General features: G+C 58.9%; 16 protein-coding genes. 3 read left to right on the plus strand and 13 right to left on the minus strand.

Annotated features, from left to right (window positions below; all coding sequences use genetic code 11):
- Positions 1 to 724: 724 nt before the first annotated feature.
- On the plus strand, positions 725 to 1,273 hold the full coding sequence (locus DTW90_RS28295; RefSeq protein ID WP_149342687.1) for a glutathione peroxidase: 549 nt from the start codon (positions 725 to 727) through the stop codon (positions 1,271 to 1,273).
- Between the two features lie 79 nt (positions 1,274 to 1,352).
- Here DTW90_RS28295 and DTW90_RS28300 read toward each other — a convergent pair whose 3' ends face one another.
- The 5 genes from DTW90_RS28300 to DTW90_RS28320 all read right to left on the minus strand — a co-directional run bounded on the left by DTW90_RS28300 (position 1,353) and on the right by DTW90_RS28320 (position 7,588).
- Positions 1,353 to 3,365, minus strand: a complete 2,013-nt coding sequence (locus DTW90_RS28300) for an aldo/keto reductase (RefSeq protein WP_149342689.1) — start codon at positions 3,363 to 3,365, stop codon at positions 1,353 to 1,355.
- A 43-nt stretch (positions 3,366 to 3,408) separates the two neighbouring features.
- Positions 3,409 to 4,497, minus strand: coding sequence for a sn-glycerol-3-phosphate ABC transporter ATP-binding protein UgpC (gene ugpC / locus DTW90_RS28305; RefSeq protein ID WP_149342691.1), 1,089 nt, complete (start codon positions 4,495 to 4,497; stop codon positions 3,409 to 3,411).
- A gap of 15 nt (positions 4,498 to 4,512) precedes the next feature.
- Entirely contained in the window at positions 4,513 to 5,349 is an 837-nt protein-coding gene (locus DTW90_RS28310) for a carbohydrate ABC transporter permease (RefSeq protein WP_149342693.1), read from the minus strand.
- Positions 5,346 to 6,206 (minus strand): sugar ABC transporter permease, encoded by an 861-nt coding sequence (locus tag DTW90_RS28315; protein ID WP_149342695.1) that lies wholly within the window; start codon positions 6,204 to 6,206, stop codon positions 5,346 to 5,348. Before DTW90_RS28315 ends, DTW90_RS28310 begins: the two co-directional genes overlap by 4 nt.
- 107 nt (positions 6,207 to 6,313) lie before the next feature.
- A complete protein-coding gene (locus DTW90_RS28320; RefSeq protein ID WP_149342697.1) occupies positions 6,314 to 7,588 on the minus strand; it encodes an ABC transporter substrate-binding protein in 1,275 nt (424 codons plus the stop codon).
- 86 nt (positions 7,589 to 7,674) lie between these two features.
- On the opposite strand from DTW90_RS28320, the gene DTW90_RS28325 reads away from it, so the two are divergent.
- Together DTW90_RS28325 and DTW90_RS28330 are read left to right on the plus strand one after the other, a co-directional pair.
- Positions 7,675 to 8,586, plus strand: coding sequence for a helix-turn-helix domain-containing protein (locus DTW90_RS28325; RefSeq protein WP_149342698.1), 912 nt, complete (start codon positions 7,675 to 7,677; stop codon positions 8,584 to 8,586).
- Positions 8,587 to 8,643: 57 nt separating this feature from the next.
- Positions 8,644 to 9,414: a TIM barrel protein gene (locus DTW90_RS28330; RefSeq protein WP_149342700.1), complete on the plus strand. Its 771-nt coding sequence runs from the start codon at positions 8,644 to 8,646 to the stop codon at positions 9,412 to 9,414.
- Positions 9,415 to 9,443: 29 nt separating this feature from the next.
- Here DTW90_RS28330 and DTW90_RS28335 read toward each other — a convergent pair whose 3' ends face one another.
- The 8 genes from DTW90_RS28335 to DTW90_RS28370 form a co-directional block, all read right to left on the minus strand.
- Positions 9,444 to 9,734: a type II toxin-antitoxin system RelE/ParE family toxin gene (locus DTW90_RS28335; RefSeq protein ID WP_149342702.1), complete on the minus strand. Its 291-nt coding sequence runs from the start codon at positions 9,732 to 9,734 to the stop codon at positions 9,444 to 9,446.
- Complete coding sequence (locus tag DTW90_RS28340; RefSeq protein WP_149342704.1) at positions 9,731 to 9,982, minus strand: type II toxin-antitoxin system ParD family antitoxin; 252 nt, start codon at positions 9,980 to 9,982, stop codon at positions 9,731 to 9,733. Before DTW90_RS28340 ends, DTW90_RS28335 begins: the two co-directional genes overlap by 4 nt.
- Before the next feature lie 75 nt (positions 9,983 to 10,057).
- On the minus strand, positions 10,058 to 11,152 hold the full coding sequence (locus tag DTW90_RS28345) for an ABC transporter ATP-binding protein (protein WP_149342706.1): 1,095 nt from the start codon (positions 11,150 to 11,152) through the stop codon (positions 10,058 to 10,060).
- Positions 11,153 to 11,213: 61 nt separating this feature from the next.
- Positions 11,214 to 12,101: a carbohydrate ABC transporter permease gene (locus DTW90_RS28350; protein ID WP_149342708.1), complete on the minus strand. Its 888-nt coding sequence runs from the start codon at positions 12,099 to 12,101 to the stop codon at positions 11,214 to 11,216.
- A 3-nt stretch (positions 12,102 to 12,104) separates the two neighbouring features.
- Positions 12,105 to 13,013, minus strand: a complete 909-nt coding sequence (locus DTW90_RS28355; RefSeq protein ID WP_132527964.1) for a sugar ABC transporter permease — start codon at positions 13,011 to 13,013, stop codon at positions 12,105 to 12,107.
- A gap of 67 nt (positions 13,014 to 13,080) precedes the next feature.
- On the minus strand, positions 13,081 to 14,343 hold the full coding sequence (locus DTW90_RS28360; RefSeq protein WP_149342710.1) for an extracellular solute-binding protein: 1,263 nt from the start codon (positions 14,341 to 14,343) through the stop codon (positions 13,081 to 13,083).
- 94 nt (positions 14,344 to 14,437) lie between these two features.
- A complete protein-coding gene (locus DTW90_RS28365; protein ID WP_149342712.1) occupies positions 14,438 to 15,340 on the minus strand; it encodes a sugar phosphate isomerase/epimerase in 903 nt (300 codons plus the stop codon).
- 12 nt (positions 15,341 to 15,352) lie between these two features.
- A complete protein-coding gene (locus tag DTW90_RS28370) occupies positions 15,353 to 16,387 on the minus strand; it encodes a Gfo/Idh/MocA family oxidoreductase (RefSeq protein ID WP_149342714.1) in 1,035 nt (344 codons plus the stop codon).
- Positions 16,388 to 16,437: the final 50 nt, after the last annotated feature.

Here is a 16,437-nt window from a genome sequence, read left to right on the forward strand (position 1 = left end):
TTGTCGATGGCTTTTTCATCGGGGCCGGAGCGCGGCAGGTAAGTACATCCCGACAACAACATCGCAGCAAAGGCAATGCAGCCGATCGGCTTCAAAATGTTTTTGTTCATATACCGCCCACTCAATGATCCCCGAAGGGCACTTGTCCCTCGGACGCAGCAATTATCAGAGTTGCCTGAAGAATTCGAGAAGGTTTTCCCAAAGCAAACTCAAGAGAATCCTCAACTGTTGCACCGCAGCAACACTAAGGGAAAAAGAATTAAATTGCAAAAGTCACAAGTATGTCGAGTTGGCAATGAATATCGCCGAAAAAATATCGTTTTTAACAGACCATTTTTGGCCCGATGCTCATTTTTCAGACCCACGCACCGTTTTTGACCACGTATTTTGTTATATTAGGGATATTTAAATTAGTTTATTCTCCCCCTTCCTGGAGAGGGCATTATTGCTGAAGTCATCTCGGTCGAGAGCAATTGATTCCGAAGTAACGCCCGAGAGAGACAAGCAAACTCAGAAAAAACGATACGACGATGTATTGCGTCGGTTGGTCACGACAGCGATCGAAAGGTCACTCGCCGGAATTCGTGACACGTGATTCAGGGTGCAATCTGCGCTGGATCGCCTAAGCTCGCTCGGCGAGCAGCTGGGGCGATGACGAGTTCTCACCGAGCCCCATGCCATCTTCAGCTGCTATCAAGGCCTATCGAATGGAGTCTATTGGACCATGGATAATCTTCTGAATATTCCCGTAAGGCGGCCCGACGGCCAGGAGACGACGCTCAGCGAATACCGTGGACGCGTCATGCTGGTCGTCAACGTGGCGTCGAAATGCGGGCTGACGGTGCAATATGAAGGGCTGGAAAAGCTCTATGAAGACAAGCGCGATCAGGGTCTGGTTATTCTTGCCTTTCCCGCCAATGACTTCAAAGGCCAGGAACCGGGCACCGACGAAGAAATCGTCGATTTCTGCACCAGCACCTATGACGTGCAGTTTCCGATCTTTTCGAAGATCTCGGTCAAGGGCAGCGACAAGCATCCGCTCTATCATGCATTGACGCAGACCATGCCCACGGCCACGGGGGAAGGCCCGATGCGGCAGCGGCTGAAAGACCACGGTATCGATACCGGCGCATCCAGCGAGATCCTTTGGAATTTCGAGAAATTCCTGATCGGCCGGGATGGCAGCGTCGCAGCACGCTTCGCCCCCGACGTGACGGCTGAAGATCCGCGGCTGATTGCCGGCATCGATGCGGAATTGGCGCGGGCCATCTGACACGATGCGGGCTCCTTGCCCGCATCGCCAAATGCTCACCTCGCTTACATACCCGGGTCGCCGAAGTATTATCGGCGGCTCATTCGCTGCCTTCGAGCCACTTCACCTGCTCCGGTGTCAGCTTGATATCCAGCGCCGACAGGCTGTCTTCCAGTTCGGCGATCGTGCGTGGGCCGATCAGCGGAATGACAGGGAACGGCTGTGCGACGACATAGGCGAGCGCGACGTGAATGGGGCTTCGGCCAAGTTTCTCGGCCAGCTCGATCGCCCTTTCCCGGCGCGCGAAATTCCGATCCGAATACCAGACGCGCACCAACTCCTCGTCATCGAGCTTGTCGCGACCGGCGCGGTCCGTGAAGAAGCCTCGACCCTGGCTCGACCATGCGAAGTTGGGCATCTGGTTGGCATTGAGCCACGCCTTCCAGCTATCGTCGGAAGCCGCAACGCAACCGGCCCAGATCGGATCGAGCATTTCTGCAAGCGCGAAATTGTTGGACAGCGCTCCCGGAGCCGCCTTTCCATTCTTCGCAGCATAGGCGATTGCCTCGTCCATGCGCTCGTGCGTCCAGTTCGATCCGCCGACAGGGCCGCGAATGCGCCCTGCCCTTACCTCCGCATCCATGGCGTCGACGAATTCGCCAACCGGGACGTCGGTGTTGTCGCGATGCATGAAATAGATGTCGACATAGTCCGTCTTCAGGCGGTTCAGCGACTGATCAAGCTGCTTTGCGATCATATCGGGATAGCAGAGCGGCGAATGAACGCCCTTGCCGATCAGCACGATTTCTTCACGCGGCACCGCGCGGCTGGTGTGCCAATCGCCGAAGATGCTCTCCGTCTTGCCGGCGCCATAGACGTAAGCAGTGTCGAAGAGATTGCCGCCGGCCTCGTAGAAGGCATCGAGCGTCAGGGACGCCGATGCGAAATTCGGGAAGAATTCGAAGCCGAGGGCGACCATCGACGCCGGCTTGGAAACGCCCGGAATCTGGCGCATCGGAACGGATTTTCCGAGCGAAACCTTCGCGCCGGCAAGATTTACCGTCCGCCGTGTCGCCTTCTCAACCTCGTATTCAAGGCCGACGGAGGCGCGCCATTGATCGAGCACACGCAGGTTGCCGATCGAATCCGCCCAGCTCATGCCGGGAGACGTGAACTCCGTCCGACCGGCCCTTATCGCATCGCCTGCCGCATCGACCTCGAAGGAATAGAGCCAGCCTTTTTCCTCGACGTCGATCGTTTGCGGCTCGCTGTTCGGCTTGATCACCTCGATCTTGCCGGTACCGCCCTTGTGGCCGGAAGCAAACCAGAAGTCCTTCACCTCCAGGCGTCCTTCCGAGCCGATGATGCGAAGCGTGTTGTCCTGGTTCGCCATGATCGAGCAGGAGACCTCGGCAATGATGCCGTTCGGAAATTTGAGGGCGGCGGACGCCCATTCGTCGACGCCCGTCTGGCCGAGATGCGCAACGCCCGAAACCTTTTCCGGCTCAAGGAACGGCTTGCCGTCGACCGCACCGGCAATCAGCCGCGCCATCGACACCGGATAGCCGCCGACATCAAGAATGCCGCCGCCGGCCGTGTCATTGGCGAAAAGCCGATGTTCCGGCCGCACGCTCCCCATGTTGAAGCCGAAGGAGGAGCGGATGATGCGCACCTGCCCGATGATGCCGCTTCGAACCAGCTCGATCAGCTTTGCGGTCTGGGGGTGGACACGATACATGAACGCCTCGCCGGCAAAGACGCCGGCTTTTTTGGCTTCGTGGTAGATCGCAGTTGCGTCGTAGGCCGAAAGCGCGATCGGCTTTTCGACCAGAATGTGCTTGCCGGCTCGCGCCGCCTTGATCGCCCATTCCGCATGGCCCGTATGGGGCGTTGCGATGTAGATCGCCTCCACTTCGCTGTCGGCGAGCAAGGCGTCGTAGCCATTGACGATACGGGCGCCTGGAAAACCCTCGGCTAGGCCAGGCTTTTGCGGATTGCGCGTTGCAATCGCAACCAGCTTGCCGGTGCGCGAATGCGCTATGCCATCAGCAAATGTCTTGGCAATCGTTCCCGGCCCGATGATGCCCCAGCGAATGGGATTGGTTGAACGCATGGGAGGTTCCTTTCATGATTCTATCGGTTCTGAAATGAAGGCGTTAGCGTAGGCGGTTGCCCGCGCTGTCGAAGAGGAAGGAGCGGCGGGCGGCGAGCGCGACGGTCAGCGTGTCCCGGTTGGAGGCGTTGCGGGATTCCTCCCGCTCGATGACGATCTGCTCGCCTCCGGCGATGTTGGCGTAAATGTAGCTGGTGCTGCCGAGATGCTCGGCGACATCGACGGCGACCGTCAGGTCGACGTCGCCCTTTCCAGCGTCGAGAAAATGCTCCGGGCGAACGCCGAGCACGACCTTGTCGCCGATCTTGGGGGCGGCTCCCTCCAGCGGTATCGTCAGGCGGACATCGCGTTGGCTTGCCAGGGCGATCACGACGCCGTTCGCGTTGACCTCGACGACGTCTGCCGCGATGAAATTCATCTTCGGCGAGCCGACGAAACCGGCAACGAACTGATTGGCCGGATTGTCATAGAGATCGAGCGGCGCGCCGATCTGCTCGATATTGCCGCTTCTGAGCACCACGATCTTGTCGGCAAGCGTCATCGCCTCCGTCTGATCGTGCGTCACGTAGATCATCGTCGTGCCGAGCGTCTTGTGCAGTTTCGATATTTCGACACGCATCTGGACGCGCAATTCGGCGTCGAGATTGGACAGTGGTTCATCGAAGAGGAAGACCTTGGGCTCGCGCACGATGGCGCGGCCGATCGCGACACGCTGGCGCTGGCCGCCCGACAGCTGTTTCGGCCGCCGGTTCATCAGTTCCTTGATCTGGAGAATATCCGAGACGTGGCGTACGCGACGATCCGTGTCCGCCTTGGGATTGCCGTTCATGCGAAGGCCGAAGCTCAGATTTTGCTCGACAGTCAGATGCGGATAGAGCGCATAGGATTGGAACACCATGGCGATGCCGCGATCAGCCGGCTCCACATCGTTGACGGTCTTGCCGTCGATCTTAATCTCGCCGCCGGAGATATCTTCGAGCCCCGCAATCATGCGCAAAAGCGTGGATTTCCCGCAGCCGGAAGGGCCGACGAAGACAACGAATTCGCCGTCCGCGACCTCCAGGCTGGCGCCATGGATGATCTCGAATGCGCCATAGCGCTTGACGACATTCTTCAGTGACAGTCCTGCCATCAGGCGTTCTCCAAATTATTTGATTGCGCCGGCCGCGATGCCGGCGATGAAGTGGCGTTGCAGGAGGACGAAAACCACGAGGATCGGGGCCGTGAGCATGACGGCACCCGCCATGATCCCGCCCCAGGAAACCTTGGTGAGCCCGATCAGTGTTCCGAGCGCCACCGGCGCCGTCATCATCCCGGGCTTCGAGTTGATCAGCAGCGGCCAGAGATAGTTGTTCCAGGACACCAGGAAGAGGATGATGGCGAGTGCTGCCATGGTCGGTCGGGCAAGCGGCAGGGCAATGCGCAGGAAGATCTGCCATTCCTTGACGCCTTCGACGCGAGCGGCATCGAAAAGCTCACCCGGCATCATCGAGAAGGCCTGGCGCATGAAGAGCACGCCGAGTGAATTGAAGAGCGGTGGGACAATGAGCGCGATCCAGGTATTGGCGAGATGGAACTGCCGCGCAACCATGATGAACTGCGGAATGACCACGACGAAATAAGGAAGCGTGATCGTTCCAAGGATGATGGCAAGGACGATGGACTGGCCATAAAAGCGATAGCGCGCTAGGGCCCAGCCCGCCATCGAGGTCAGCAACACCGAGAGCACCGTGTAGATGACCGCCACGACGATCGATATCGTCAGCGCGCCGACGAAATCGGTATCGGCTTGCAGGTTCGCCACATTCGCGAAGAAATTCGTCGATGGAACGAGCACGATGTCAGGGCTGAAGATGCCGTTGTCGGGCATGGTCGAGAAGACGAACATCATCCAGAGCGGAAACAGCCAGATGATGGCAAGCGGCGTCAGCGCCGCGTGCAGCGCGATCGAGCGCATCAGAGTGGATCGGGACTTGGATTTCATTTCGGTTCGCGCCCCAGCCAGAGATTGAGAAGAGAGATCGCGACCGCCAGCGCCGTCATCGTATAGGCGATGGCGGAGGCATAGCCGAAGTTCAGCGAATAGAAGCCCTGGCGGTAAAGCAGCAGACCCAGCGTTTCCGTGCCGCCGCCGGGACCGCCGCGATTGGTGATCAGGAAGGGCTCGGTGAAGAGCTGCATCGTGCCGATGACGGAGAGAACCACGCAGAAGAGGATGATCGGCTTCAGCAACGGCAGCGTGATGTAGAAGAACTGCTTGACCTTGCTGACGCGATCGAGTGTTGCCGCCTCGTAGACGTCTTCCGGAATGGATTGCAGGCCTGACAGGATAATGATGGCGTTATAGCCCGACCAACGCCAGGTCACCGCGATGATCAGCAGCGCCATGGCGGCAGGGGTCTCGGCAAACCAGGAGACAGGTCCGATGCCGACGCCGCCGAGCAGCTTGTTGATGATGCCGAAATCGATGTTGAACATCAGCCGGAAGACGGCGGCATAAGCCACTTCACCGACGACAACAGGCGCGAAGAATGCGAAGCGGAAAATCGCCCGCGCTTTCAGGAGCGGCGAGTTCAGAAGAACGGCCATGACGGTCGCGATCGCGATCATGACCGGGACCTGGATGACAAGGATGATCAGCGTGTTCTGCAGCGCGTTGTAGAAGGCGGGATCTTCGAAGAGACGGCCCCAATTTGCCGAGATGCTGAACTTCCACGGATTGATGCGCGTGTTCTGAAACGAGATCAAAAACGAATTGATGATCGGCCAGACCCAGAAGGTGGCGAAAATCAAAAGATAGGGCGCAAGGAACGTATAGGCGCTCCTGTTCTGCAGCCGCATGAACGTCTCCTCCTATTTCCCATGAATGCGCGGCCCGAAGGCCACCCCTTGCTCTCCCACCGGCGTCAAGGGGGAACCGGGCGCCATCACGCGCCCGGTCCATTCATTCACTGGGCGATCGGCAGGCCCGTGGCGGAAGCGATCTGCTTGGCAGCATCGTCGAGCGCGGTCTTGGCATCCGGATAGCCGCCGGCGAAGAACTTCGTCTGTGCGGTCTTCAGGATGGAATCGGCATCGGTCTGGAAGGCCGTGCCGCGGCTTGGATGGATGTTCGGCAGCGTCGAGAGAATATCGGCCCAGACCTTCTGGTTGCCCCAGTAGGGCTGCGGCTGGTCGACGAAGGGATCCTTGACGGCGCTGAGCAGCGACGGCACGAGGCCGAAGGACTTCAGCATGGCCACCTGACCCTCGTTGGTGCCGAGCGCATATTGCAGGTATTTCCAGGCGGCTTCCTTGTTCTTCGAGTTGCTGGCGATGGCGAGCGAAGAACCGCCGAGATTGGCCGCGTGCGCGCCGTCAGCCGTCATGCTGGGCATCAGGTAGACCCCCCATTTGCCGGCGAGATCAGGCGAATTCGAGCGGACCGAACCTTCGTACCAGCCGCCATACAGCTGGCTCGCAACCTTCCCTGCGGTGTTGGACTGGATCTTTTCTTCCCAGTTCGCTGCCGTCAACGTGCCGGCATCCTTCATCTCCTTCACCTTCTGAAGGGCGGCAACGCAGGCGGGCTGATTGATGGTGATGTTCTGGCCGTCGGTCGAGAAATAGCCGCAGCCCTGCTCGTTCGACAGCATGCGGAACCATTCGCTGTCGCCGTTAAAATCGGCTTGGGACATGACGACGCCGGGATTGGCAGCGGAAATCTTCTTTCCGGCCGCGATGAAATCATCCCAGGTCTTGATCGTCGCCGGATCGACGCCGGCCTTTTCATAAAAGTCGCGGCGGTAGAAAACGGCAACAGGACCGGAATCCCAAGGCATCGCATAGGCAACGTCACCGATCTCCAGCTCGGTGCGCTTGAAGTCCGGGAATTGCTTCTGGATATCGGCGTTGTAGCCGAGATCCTTCAGATTGGTGAAGCAGTCGGGGAAGCGGTTCCAGAAAATCTCGGCCTCGAAATTCTCGACCGTGACGATGTCGGGCAGGCCGTCGCCGCCGGCCGCGCATGCGGCCAGCATCTTGTCGAAGACCTGCTGGTTGCCGAGATCCTGCACGTCGACCTTGATATCAGGATATTGCTTGTTGAAGCCCTCCAGCGTCGATTTCAGCGCCGACGCAGCGACATTCCAGCTCCAGATCGTCAGATTTGCCTGCTGCGCGAACGCGGAGCCTGAGACACACAGTGCGACGAGCGTCGTCGCACCAAGAAGTTTGAAGCGCATTGAAAATCCTCCCTTTTCAATTGCCGTCCCTTAGCGAACCCGCGTAGACTATCTGCAAGGGAGCGGCTGTCTCCTAAAAAGGGAACATCGAGTTGGCGGAAAGTAAGGTCTCGCAGAGAGCTATCTATCAACCGGGCGCGAGCAGCATCGAAGGCCTTCCAACGGCGCTGCAAATGTTTCACGCCCACCCGCCGGTCATGGTCATGCCCCACTGGCACGCGCAGGTCGAGGTCAACTATCTCATCGAGGGCACGGTGCATTACCAGATGAATGGCCACGAACTGCGTCTCAACGCGGGCGACATGTGCCTTTTCTGGGGTGGCCAGCCGCATCAGATGGATGAATCCTCCGACGATTCGCTCTATGCCGGCGCCCATCTGCCACTCGTCTATTTTTTCCGCCTGCGCCTGCCCGACAGCATTTCCAGCCGGCTGATGAGAGGCGAGACGCTGGTGACCTCAGCCACCGATGCCGCGGACAATGAAAACTTTGCGCGCTGGTTTCGCTATGTCCGCTCAAACGATCCTGCCAAGGGGAAACATGCGGTCGACGAGTTGCTGCTTCGCCTGGAACGGATCGCCTTCGAGCCCTATACGATGCTGCCGGACATGAGCAACAGCAGGCTCAGGGATCAGCCGCAACCTCATGCTTCCCGCAGCATCGCGCGGATCTGCGATTTCATCGCGGCCAATTTTCTCCAGGACATCGATTCGATCGATATCGCGCGGGCAGCGGATCTGCATCCGAAGTACGCAATGAACCTCTTCAAGAAATCGACCGGAATGACGCTCAACAAATATGTCAACCTGCTCAGGCTATCCCATGCCCAGGCACTTCTCATGGGTGACGATGTGAACGTGCTGCAGGTTGCGATGGACAGCGGCTTCGGCTCGATCAGCGCCTTCAACAAATCCTTCCGTCACATCGCCGGCATGTCGCCTTCGGATTTCCGCCGTGATATCCGTATCGTCACGACCATGCCGACGATATTGTCCTGATTTCACCTTTCATCCTTGCGCGCGCCCTAGGGCACATCTTTTGACGGGAGTTGCCCCATGCGACGTTTTTCCGCCTGCATCGATTGGCTGTTTGCAGAGGATAACGATGCATTTGCCGACCGTATCCGCAAAGCACGGGAGATGGGGCTCGACGCCGTCGAATTCTGGCGCTGGACCAACAAGGATCTCGATGCGGTTGAGGCAGCAGTCGCGGAAGGCGGCATTGCCGTTACCGGTATCGTGGCGGAGCCCATGATCGCGCTGACCAACCCGGCCAATCGCGAGGCATGGCTGGAGGGGTTGCGGCAGTCGATCTCGGTCGCTCAACGCCTTGGCGCGAAGGTCCTTATTGCCCAGGCGGGGGACGATCAACCCGGCCTATCGCGCGAGGAGCAGAGAGAGGCGCTGGTTACCGCCTTGCGCGACGCAGCCGATATTCTTAAAGGCTCCGGCATCCGCCTCGGAGTCGAGCCTCTCAACACGAAGATCGATCACGTCGGCTATTTCCTGTCGTCGACGGAAGAAGGGCTCGACATCGTCGATGAGGTAGGCCGTCCGGAAATCGGCATCGTCTACGATATCTACCATTCTGCCGTCATGGACGAGCGCACCGAGGAGGTTGTTGCAGGGCGCGTCTATCGCATCGTCCACGTCCACATCGCCGATCATCCGGGTCGCCACGAGCCGGGAACCGGTAACATCGATCTCGCCGATCGACTGAACTGGCTTTTCGCCCACGGCTATGACGGCCGGATCGGCCTCGAATACCAGCCGACGAAATCCGGCTCGACGCCGATCCTCGATGTGATCGCCTCACTACAGGGCTAAAGATGCACGGCGGGACTGGATTTTGACAGTCAAAGATGGCTGTCAAAATCCACATGGCTATGCAGGACGCGCACTACGTCAAAGACGCCCTCCGTCATTGTGTAGAAAATGACGTGGGAGCCGACCTGATAACGACGGTAACCCGGACGGACCTCATCGGCTGACCGGCCTATCCTCGGATCGGCGGCGATGATCTGGATCGCCGACCAGATGCCACGAAGATAGATTTCCGCCTGCGCCAGATTCCAGCGTTCGGCCGTGTAATCCCAAAACCCCTCCAGGTCACGCTGTGCGCGAGGGGAAACGATGTCGTTCGTCACGGCTTAGGCACGCCCTCGTCGCGCTTGCGCGCGATAAAGGCCTCGAAATCAAACTCCGTCGAGGGGCCGCTATTCTCCCCTTCGATCAAGGCAGCGCGTAACGTCGCAAGTTTGGCTTCGCGCTCTTCCAGCAGGCGCAGCCCTGCGCGGACGACGTCGGTCGCCGAGCTGTAACGGCCCTGCTCCACCTGGTCGGCTACAAAGCTGGTAAAATGATCACCTAGGCTGACGGACGTGTTCTTGTTCATGGCGCACCTCTTCCGCGACTGTACCAAACTTTGGTATTTGCTTCAACGGATGATGCCCCGTCAGGTAGACTTCCACTAGCCGATAGCCCGTTCCTGTACGCGGCCTTCGGTCGTCGCATCGAAGACATGGACCTTTGCCGGATCGATCGCCAGCCCGATCACATCACCGGCGTGGATATTGCCGCGTCCGGTTTCGACGATCGTCAGTTCAGGCACTGTGTCTGCAGTAATGAAGGTCGAGGACCCCGTCGATTCGACGAATGCAACCCGGACGTCGAATGTCCCCTGCCCCGGCGCCACGATCGCCATGTGTTCGGGTCGCATGCCGGCAAGAACCGTCTGGCCGGGCTGCAGCGTCCGGGCGAGCGGCTGCACCTTGCGCTCTTTGCCGAAATCGAGGAGCAGGCTTGTCCCGCCGTCTGCGACGACTGAAGGCACGAAGTTCATGGCCGGAGAGCCGATGAAGCCTGCCACGAACTTGTTGGCCGGCCGGTCGTAGAGTTCCAGCGGCGCGCCCTGCTGCTCGATGACGCCATCGCGCATGACGACCACATGGTCGGCCATGGTCATCGCCTCGATCTGGTCGTGCGTCACATAGACCGACGTCGCATGCAGCCGTTCGTGCAGCGCACGGATTTCCTTGCGCATCGAAACGCGCAGCGCGGCATCGAGATTGGACAGCGGCTCGTCGAATAGGAAGGCCTTGGGGTTTCGAATAATGGCGCGCCCCATGGCGACGCGCTGACGCTGGCCGCCAGAGAGATGCCGGGGATAGCGATCCAGCAGGCCCGCCAAGCCGGCGATCCTGGCAACCTCCTCTGCCTTGCGCTTCGCCTCAGGCTTCGGGACCTTCCGCATCCGCAGCGAGTAGGTGAGGTTCTGCTCGACTGTCATATGCGGGTAGAGCGCGTAGGACTGGAACACCATGGCAATATCGCGCATGCGTGGAGGGACGTCGTTCATCACCTCGCCGGCAATCTTCAGCGTGCCGCCAGTAATTTTTTCCAGCCCGGCAAGAGAGCGCAGCAGAGTGGACTTGCCGCATCCGGACGGACCGACCAGCGCCACGAATGTGCCCTTGGCAATCGAAAGGTTGATATTCTTGAGGGCGTGGTAAGCACCGTAATGCTTCTCGATTCCGGAGAGTTCGATCTGGATATCCTGGTTCATGCCGAAAACCTTGCTGGTCCCAGACCGGGACCGATGAAGTGGCCATGGGTGAAAAATATCGTCACTTGACTGCTCCGGCGGCAATGCCGCGCGTCAGCGTGCGCTGGAAGATCAGGAAGAAGATCACAGTCGGTATGATGCCCAGGAAAGCCGCCGAGGCCTGCAGTACCGGGTCCGACATGTTCTGGCCGCGGGTGAGGCCCATGGCGACCGAGACCGTCTGATTGTTGTTGGAGACCAGCATGACAAGCGGAATCAGGAATTCGTTCCAGGTCCAGATGAAGAGGAACGTTCCCAAGACCATAAGCGTTGGCCGCAGGACCGGGACGACTACCAACCACAGCGTCTTCCAGTGGGTCGAGCCATCCATCTCGGCGGCTTCGAGGATTTCCTTGGGGAATGTGCTCAGCACGGTCGAGAGCAGGTAAGTCCCGAAAGCGCTTTGCAGGACCGCGAAAATAATGATGACGGAAAGCTGCGTGTCGTAGAGGCCGGTCGCTTTCGCCATGTAGTAAAGCGGGTAGATGATCGATTCCTGCGGGACCATGATACCGAGGAGGAAAACCACCAGAATCAAGCGCGAGCCCGGCACCTTGCCGATTCCAATCGCATAGGCATTGAACAGGCTGATCAATACCCCCAGCACCGAAACACCAAGGCTGATCATCACGCTGTTGATGAGCTTGCGGCTGAAATCAGATGCCGTCCAGAATTTTTCAACCGCCGTGAGATCGATCGACCGGGGCATGGAAAGCGGTCCGCCGACGGCATATTCGGCGCTCGCCTTGACGGCATTGATCAGCGCAAGAAAAAACGGAAAAAGCGTGAAGGCAAGGAGCAGGATAAGGATGGCCAACACCACCCATCGCATGGGATCGCGGCGAATGCGATGAGCTGCCGCCGTCGCCCGGACCTTGGTCGTACCGTCGCTGAGAACTGAATCGGCCATATTCTACTCCTTCGGCTCGCGCTGGCTCTGGAAGCGCAGAAAAATCATCGCCAGAACGATTGTCAGGGTCGTCTGCACGACCGCAATCGCTGCCGCATAGCCGACGCGCTGTGTGGTGAAGAAGTGATAGTAGGTCAGGTAGGAAGGCACGAGCGTGGCGTTGTCAGGCCCGCCGGCGGTGATGACAAAGATTGGCGCAAAGACCTTGAGCGCTGCGATCAGCGTGGTCAGCACAACGACAAAAATCTCAGGCGCCAGCAGCGGAATGGTGATCGTCAACAGCCGGCTCCACCAGCTTGCACCGTCAAGCTCGGCAGCCTCGTAGAGAGAAGGATCGATGCGCGAAAGACCGGCCATGAACACCACCAGACAATAGCCGACCTGTATCCAGACAATGACGAGCGAGACTGAAGCAAGCGCGTAAGTCGCATCGCCGATCCAGTTCTGGGCGAGATTGCCGAGGCCGATGGCCTTCAGGGTGATATTGACGACGCCGACGGGATTGAGAATCCACCCCCAGAGCACACCCGCGACCGTCACGGGCAGAATCTGCGGCAGATAAAAACCAGCCCTGAAAAAGCTCGAGACCCATTCCCCGAACTCGTCCCTGACATAGTCGAATAGCAGCGCGGCCAGCACCAGGCCGATGCAAACGGGTATGACCGTCATCGAGACGATGAACAGCAGCGTGTGATACATCGATCCCCAAAATTGATCGTCCGTCAACAGGCGCTGATAGTTCTGCAAGCCGACCGGTCGCGGGGTTCCAACGCCCTTCCATGCCGTGAAGCTCAGCCCCAGATTGGCAAGCTGCGGTATGAGCACGATCAGAACAAAGCCGATCACTCCTGGGATCAGATAAAGACTATAGCTTAGTGAACTGTCGCCCGATCGCTGACTGGATAATGCCATATCATTCTTCCTTCAGCCTTCCATGGGGGCTGCGCGTAGACGCGCAGCCCAGCGGCTTGAGATGGCGCTACTGATTTTCCTGCGCGTCGTCGTAGGCCTTCTTGATCTGTTCGACGAACTGCTCCGCGGTCACACTACCCTGGAAGAGGCCGGTGTCTTTCTGATTGAGCACGTCATAGTAGCCGGGGACAGGCCAGTCAGGGTAGAAACCAAGGCCGCTCTTGTCAGAGATTTGCTTGAAAACCGCAGCGGCGTTCTTGCCGATGGGATTGGTGATCGCGGAAGGATCAGCGGCGATCGGAACACCGCCGGCATTGGCGAGTGCGGCCTGGTACTTCGGCGACAGGGTCAGGCTGATCCATTCGGCGGCAAGATCAGGATTCTTGCTCGCCTTGGGAACGACCCAGAGATTGCCCGTCGAACCGACCGAATATTTCGGCGTTGGAATGACGAACTGACCCCATTTGAAGTCCTTGATGGTCGAGGCGAAGGTGCCGAGATTCCATGTGCCCGACACATACATCGGCGCCTTGCCGGAGGTGAAGAGCAGAGCCGCGTCCGGGTCCTTCATGCCCGTCGAGTCCTTGCTGATGTAGCCCTTGCTCACCCAGTCCACGAGTGTTTGAGCTGCATAGAGATAGGGCGCGCCGTCGAGCGGAGCCTTCAAACCCTGATAATTCTGGATCCACGCGTCATCGGCCTTGGTATAGGCGAGAGAGGCAAGCAAATGCTGGCCACTGGTGTCGATGGCGCCAAGCGCCAGAGGCGTGAGACCTTTCTGCTTGAAGGCTTCCATGGCCGCGACCCACTCTTCGAGCGTCGTCGGCGGCTTAAGGCCCGCTTTTTCGAACATGTCGATGTTGTAAAAGCACGACACATATTCGCCGTAGACAGGGATGCCCCAGACGGGGCCGGAGCCATAGATACCCTTTTCGTCATAGTGGCTGAGGACAAGATTGCCTTTATTCAGGATCTTGCCCCAGCCTTCCTTCTTCACATAGTCGTCCAGACTGGTCAGCAATCCCTGGCTTGCAACCAAGCCAGCCGTCGCATTGCCCTTGTTGTATTCGAGAACGTCGGGCGCCTGATCGGAATTGAGGATCATGCCGCCGGACGCCTGCAACTGCTGAAAGGTCTTCTGCTCGAAGCTGACAGTGACATCCGGATGTTTTGTTTTGAACTCGTCGAGCGCCTCTTTCCAGACAATGCCCTGGGCCGTCGTCGGCTCCTCAAACCACCAGATCTTGAAGGTTTTCTGTTGGGCATGGGCGACGGTGGACATTAGCATCGAAACGCCGACGACCAACGCGAGTCTTGATATCGCTTTCATACTTTCCTCCCAAAAAGGCGGCCGCGCCGCAAAAAGCTTTAATGTTCGCGCGCCGCGCCGAGCCTCCTCGCCCGAACGCGGCACGATAGGTCACTCAATCCGGGTCGGCAACAAAATCCCCGCCCCGGGCATGCTTCAAATGGTTGAGTGCGTGGACTTGGCCGGTCATCTCAAGCGCATCGCGATAAACCGGATCATGCCAGCCTTCGATATCGATCGAACCGGACCAGCCGGCCATGCGAAGTTCGGAAATGACATCCGTCCAGTTGGTGTCGCCGAAGCCCGGCGTGCGCATAAGAACGAACTTTTCCTTGCCGAAGATGCCGTGCTCCTTGATGACGTCCCAACGGATTGTCGCGTCCTTGCCGTGGACGTGAAAAATCTTCGATGTCCATTTGCGGATCTGCGGCAGCGGATCGATCAGGTAGACCATCTGGTGGCAGGGTTCCCATTCGAGGCCGAGATTGTCGTCAGGCGTCTCGTTGAACATCAGTTCCCAGGCATCGGGATTGTGGGCGATGTTCCAATCGCCGGTCGCCCAGTTGCCGTCCATGGCGCAGTTTTCGAAGGCGATCTTGATGCCCTTGTCGGCAGCGCGCTTGGCAAGCTCGCTCCAGATCTGCTTGTAGCGCGGCAGGCTGTCGGTCAGCGGCTTGTTGCGCACGCGGCCGGTGAAGCCGGCAACGCAGGTCGCGCCGAAATGATGGGCGTTGTCGATGCAGTCCTTCCAGCCCTGCAGCGTCTGGAGGTCCATTGCGGTTTCTTCAAGCGGATTGCCGAACATGCCGAGCGTCGAAATGGTGATGTCGCGATTGCCCATGGCATCGACGCAACGCTTGCCGAGTTCGGCAAGGTTCTGGCCGTTGGTCGTCTGCCAGAAGAAGGGCTCGAAGCTTTCGAAGCCGAGGTCTGCGATCTTGGAGATGCGCGCGGCGGCATCTTCGCTGCTCGCCTTGACCATGGTGCCGATACGGATGGCTTTTGCGGGGTTTGTCATATCGTCTAGTCCCTATGCTGAAATCTCTATGCGCTTGCGGGTCTTGGCGCTTTCGATAGCGCCGAGCACCATGGCGAGGCTGCGAATATTGTCGCGGCTCTCCGTCTCCGGCCGCTTGCCGGTCCGGATCGCGTCGATAAAGGAGGCAATGACGCTGGCATGACCATGCGTTTCCTCGTCATGCTCGGGGCCTGGAACCTCGATCGGCGTGAAACCGGGCAGCAGGCCGGGCTCGTTGCCGGCAACGGCTGCCTCGAAGGTTTCCTCGCCGTCCCAGGTCAACATGCCCTTGGATCCGGTGATGCGCCACTGGCTCTCCCAGCTCGTGCGCTTGCCTTCGGCACACCAGGAGCCGCGATAGGTGAAGACGACATCGTCGGCGAATTCGAAGATCGCGTCGGCGGAGGCACCATGCTTGTACCAGGAACCGACAGGGTTCTTTTCGACGCAATAGACGGCAAGCGGCGCCTTGTTGGCGACGAAACGGGCCGCATCAAAGGTGTGGATCGCCATGTCGAGCAGCAGGACATTGTCCATTTCCTCGCGGAAACCGCCAAAATGCGGACCAAGGAAGAAGTCGCAATGAATGCCGGTCAGCTCGCCGATAACACCACTTTCGACGAAGCGGCGCAGGCGGCGAATGCCTGAAATGAAACGGCGATTCTGGATGATGGCGTGAACCTTGCCGGCTTCCGCGGCAAGATCGATAAGGGCAGCGCCCTCGGCAAGCGAGGTCGCCATCGGCTTTTCGCTCAAGACATGGCAGCCGGCCTTCAGCGCCGTGGAGACGACATTGTAGCGGGCCGCGGGAACGACGATATCGAAGACGAGATTAGCCTTGGTCGCGGCAATGACCTCGGCAAGGTCGGAGCCGATCACGGCGCCCTCGAGACCGAACTCCTTGGCGAGGCTTTCCGCCGTCGCCCGGTTCAGGTCGACCAGACCGACAATGCTGATCGATTGAGCGAGATCGGGGTTGGACGCGATGGCTCGCAACCAACCTTTGGACATAGCTCCGCAACCGCACAGAATGGCACTAAATTTCACGATTTCCTCCTGAGGATGATGCCAACTCCTCGTGACATGCATCCCGTAAA

The organism is Neorhizobium sp. P12A, assembly GCF_008365395.1.
In the GTDB taxonomy this organism is placed as follows: Bacteria; Pseudomonadota; Alphaproteobacteria; order Rhizobiales; family Rhizobiaceae; genus Rhizobium.

Bases quoted from the DNA above. Each gene is read 5' to 3' on its own strand.
- DTW90_RS28360 (WP_149342710.1), bottom strand. From the start codon at position 14,343: ATGAAAGCGATATCAAGACTCGCGTTGGTCGTCGGCGTTTCGATGCTA.
- DTW90_RS28345 (WP_149342706.1), bottom strand. From the start codon at position 11,152: ATGAACCAGGATATCCAGATCGAACTCTCCGGAATCGAGAAGCATTAC.
- DTW90_RS28300 (WP_149342689.1), bottom strand. From the start codon at position 3,365: ATGCGTTCAACCAATCCCATTCGCTGGGGCATCATCGGGCCGGGAACG.
- ugpC (WP_149342691.1), bottom strand. From the start codon at position 4,497: ATGGCAGGACTGTCACTGAAGAATGTCGTCAAGCGCTATGGCGCATTC.
- DTW90_RS28315 (WP_149342695.1), bottom strand. From the start codon at position 6,206: ATGCGGCTGCAGAACAGGAGCGCCTATACGTTCCTTGCGCCCTATCTT.
- DTW90_RS28365 (WP_149342712.1), bottom strand. From the start codon at position 15,340: ATGACAAACCCCGCAAAAGCCATCCGTATCGGCACCATGGTCAAGGCG.
- DTW90_RS28355 (WP_132527964.1), bottom strand. From the start codon at position 13,013: ATGGCATTATCCAGTCAGCGATCGGGCGACAGTTCACTAAGCTATAGT.
- DTW90_RS28340 (WP_149342704.1), bottom strand. From the start codon at position 9,982: ATGAACAAGAACACGTCCGTCAGCCTAGGTGATCATTTTACCAGCTTT.
- DTW90_RS28295 (WP_149342687.1), top strand. From the start codon at position 725: ATGGATAATCTTCTGAATATTCCCGTAAGGCGGCCCGACGGCCAGGAG.
- DTW90_RS28310 (WP_149342693.1), bottom strand. From the start codon at position 5,349: ATGAAATCCAAGTCCCGATCCACTCTGATGCGCTCGATCGCGCTGCAC.
- DTW90_RS28320 (WP_149342697.1), bottom strand. From the start codon at position 7,588: ATGCGCTTCAAACTTCTTGGTGCGACGACGCTCGTCGCACTGTGTGTC.
- DTW90_RS28330 (WP_149342700.1), top strand. From the start codon at position 8,644: ATGCGACGTTTTTCCGCCTGCATCGATTGGCTGTTTGCAGAGGATAAC.
- DTW90_RS28350 (WP_149342708.1), bottom strand. From the start codon at position 12,101: ATGGCCGATTCAGTTCTCAGCGACGGTACGACCAAGGTCCGGGCGACG.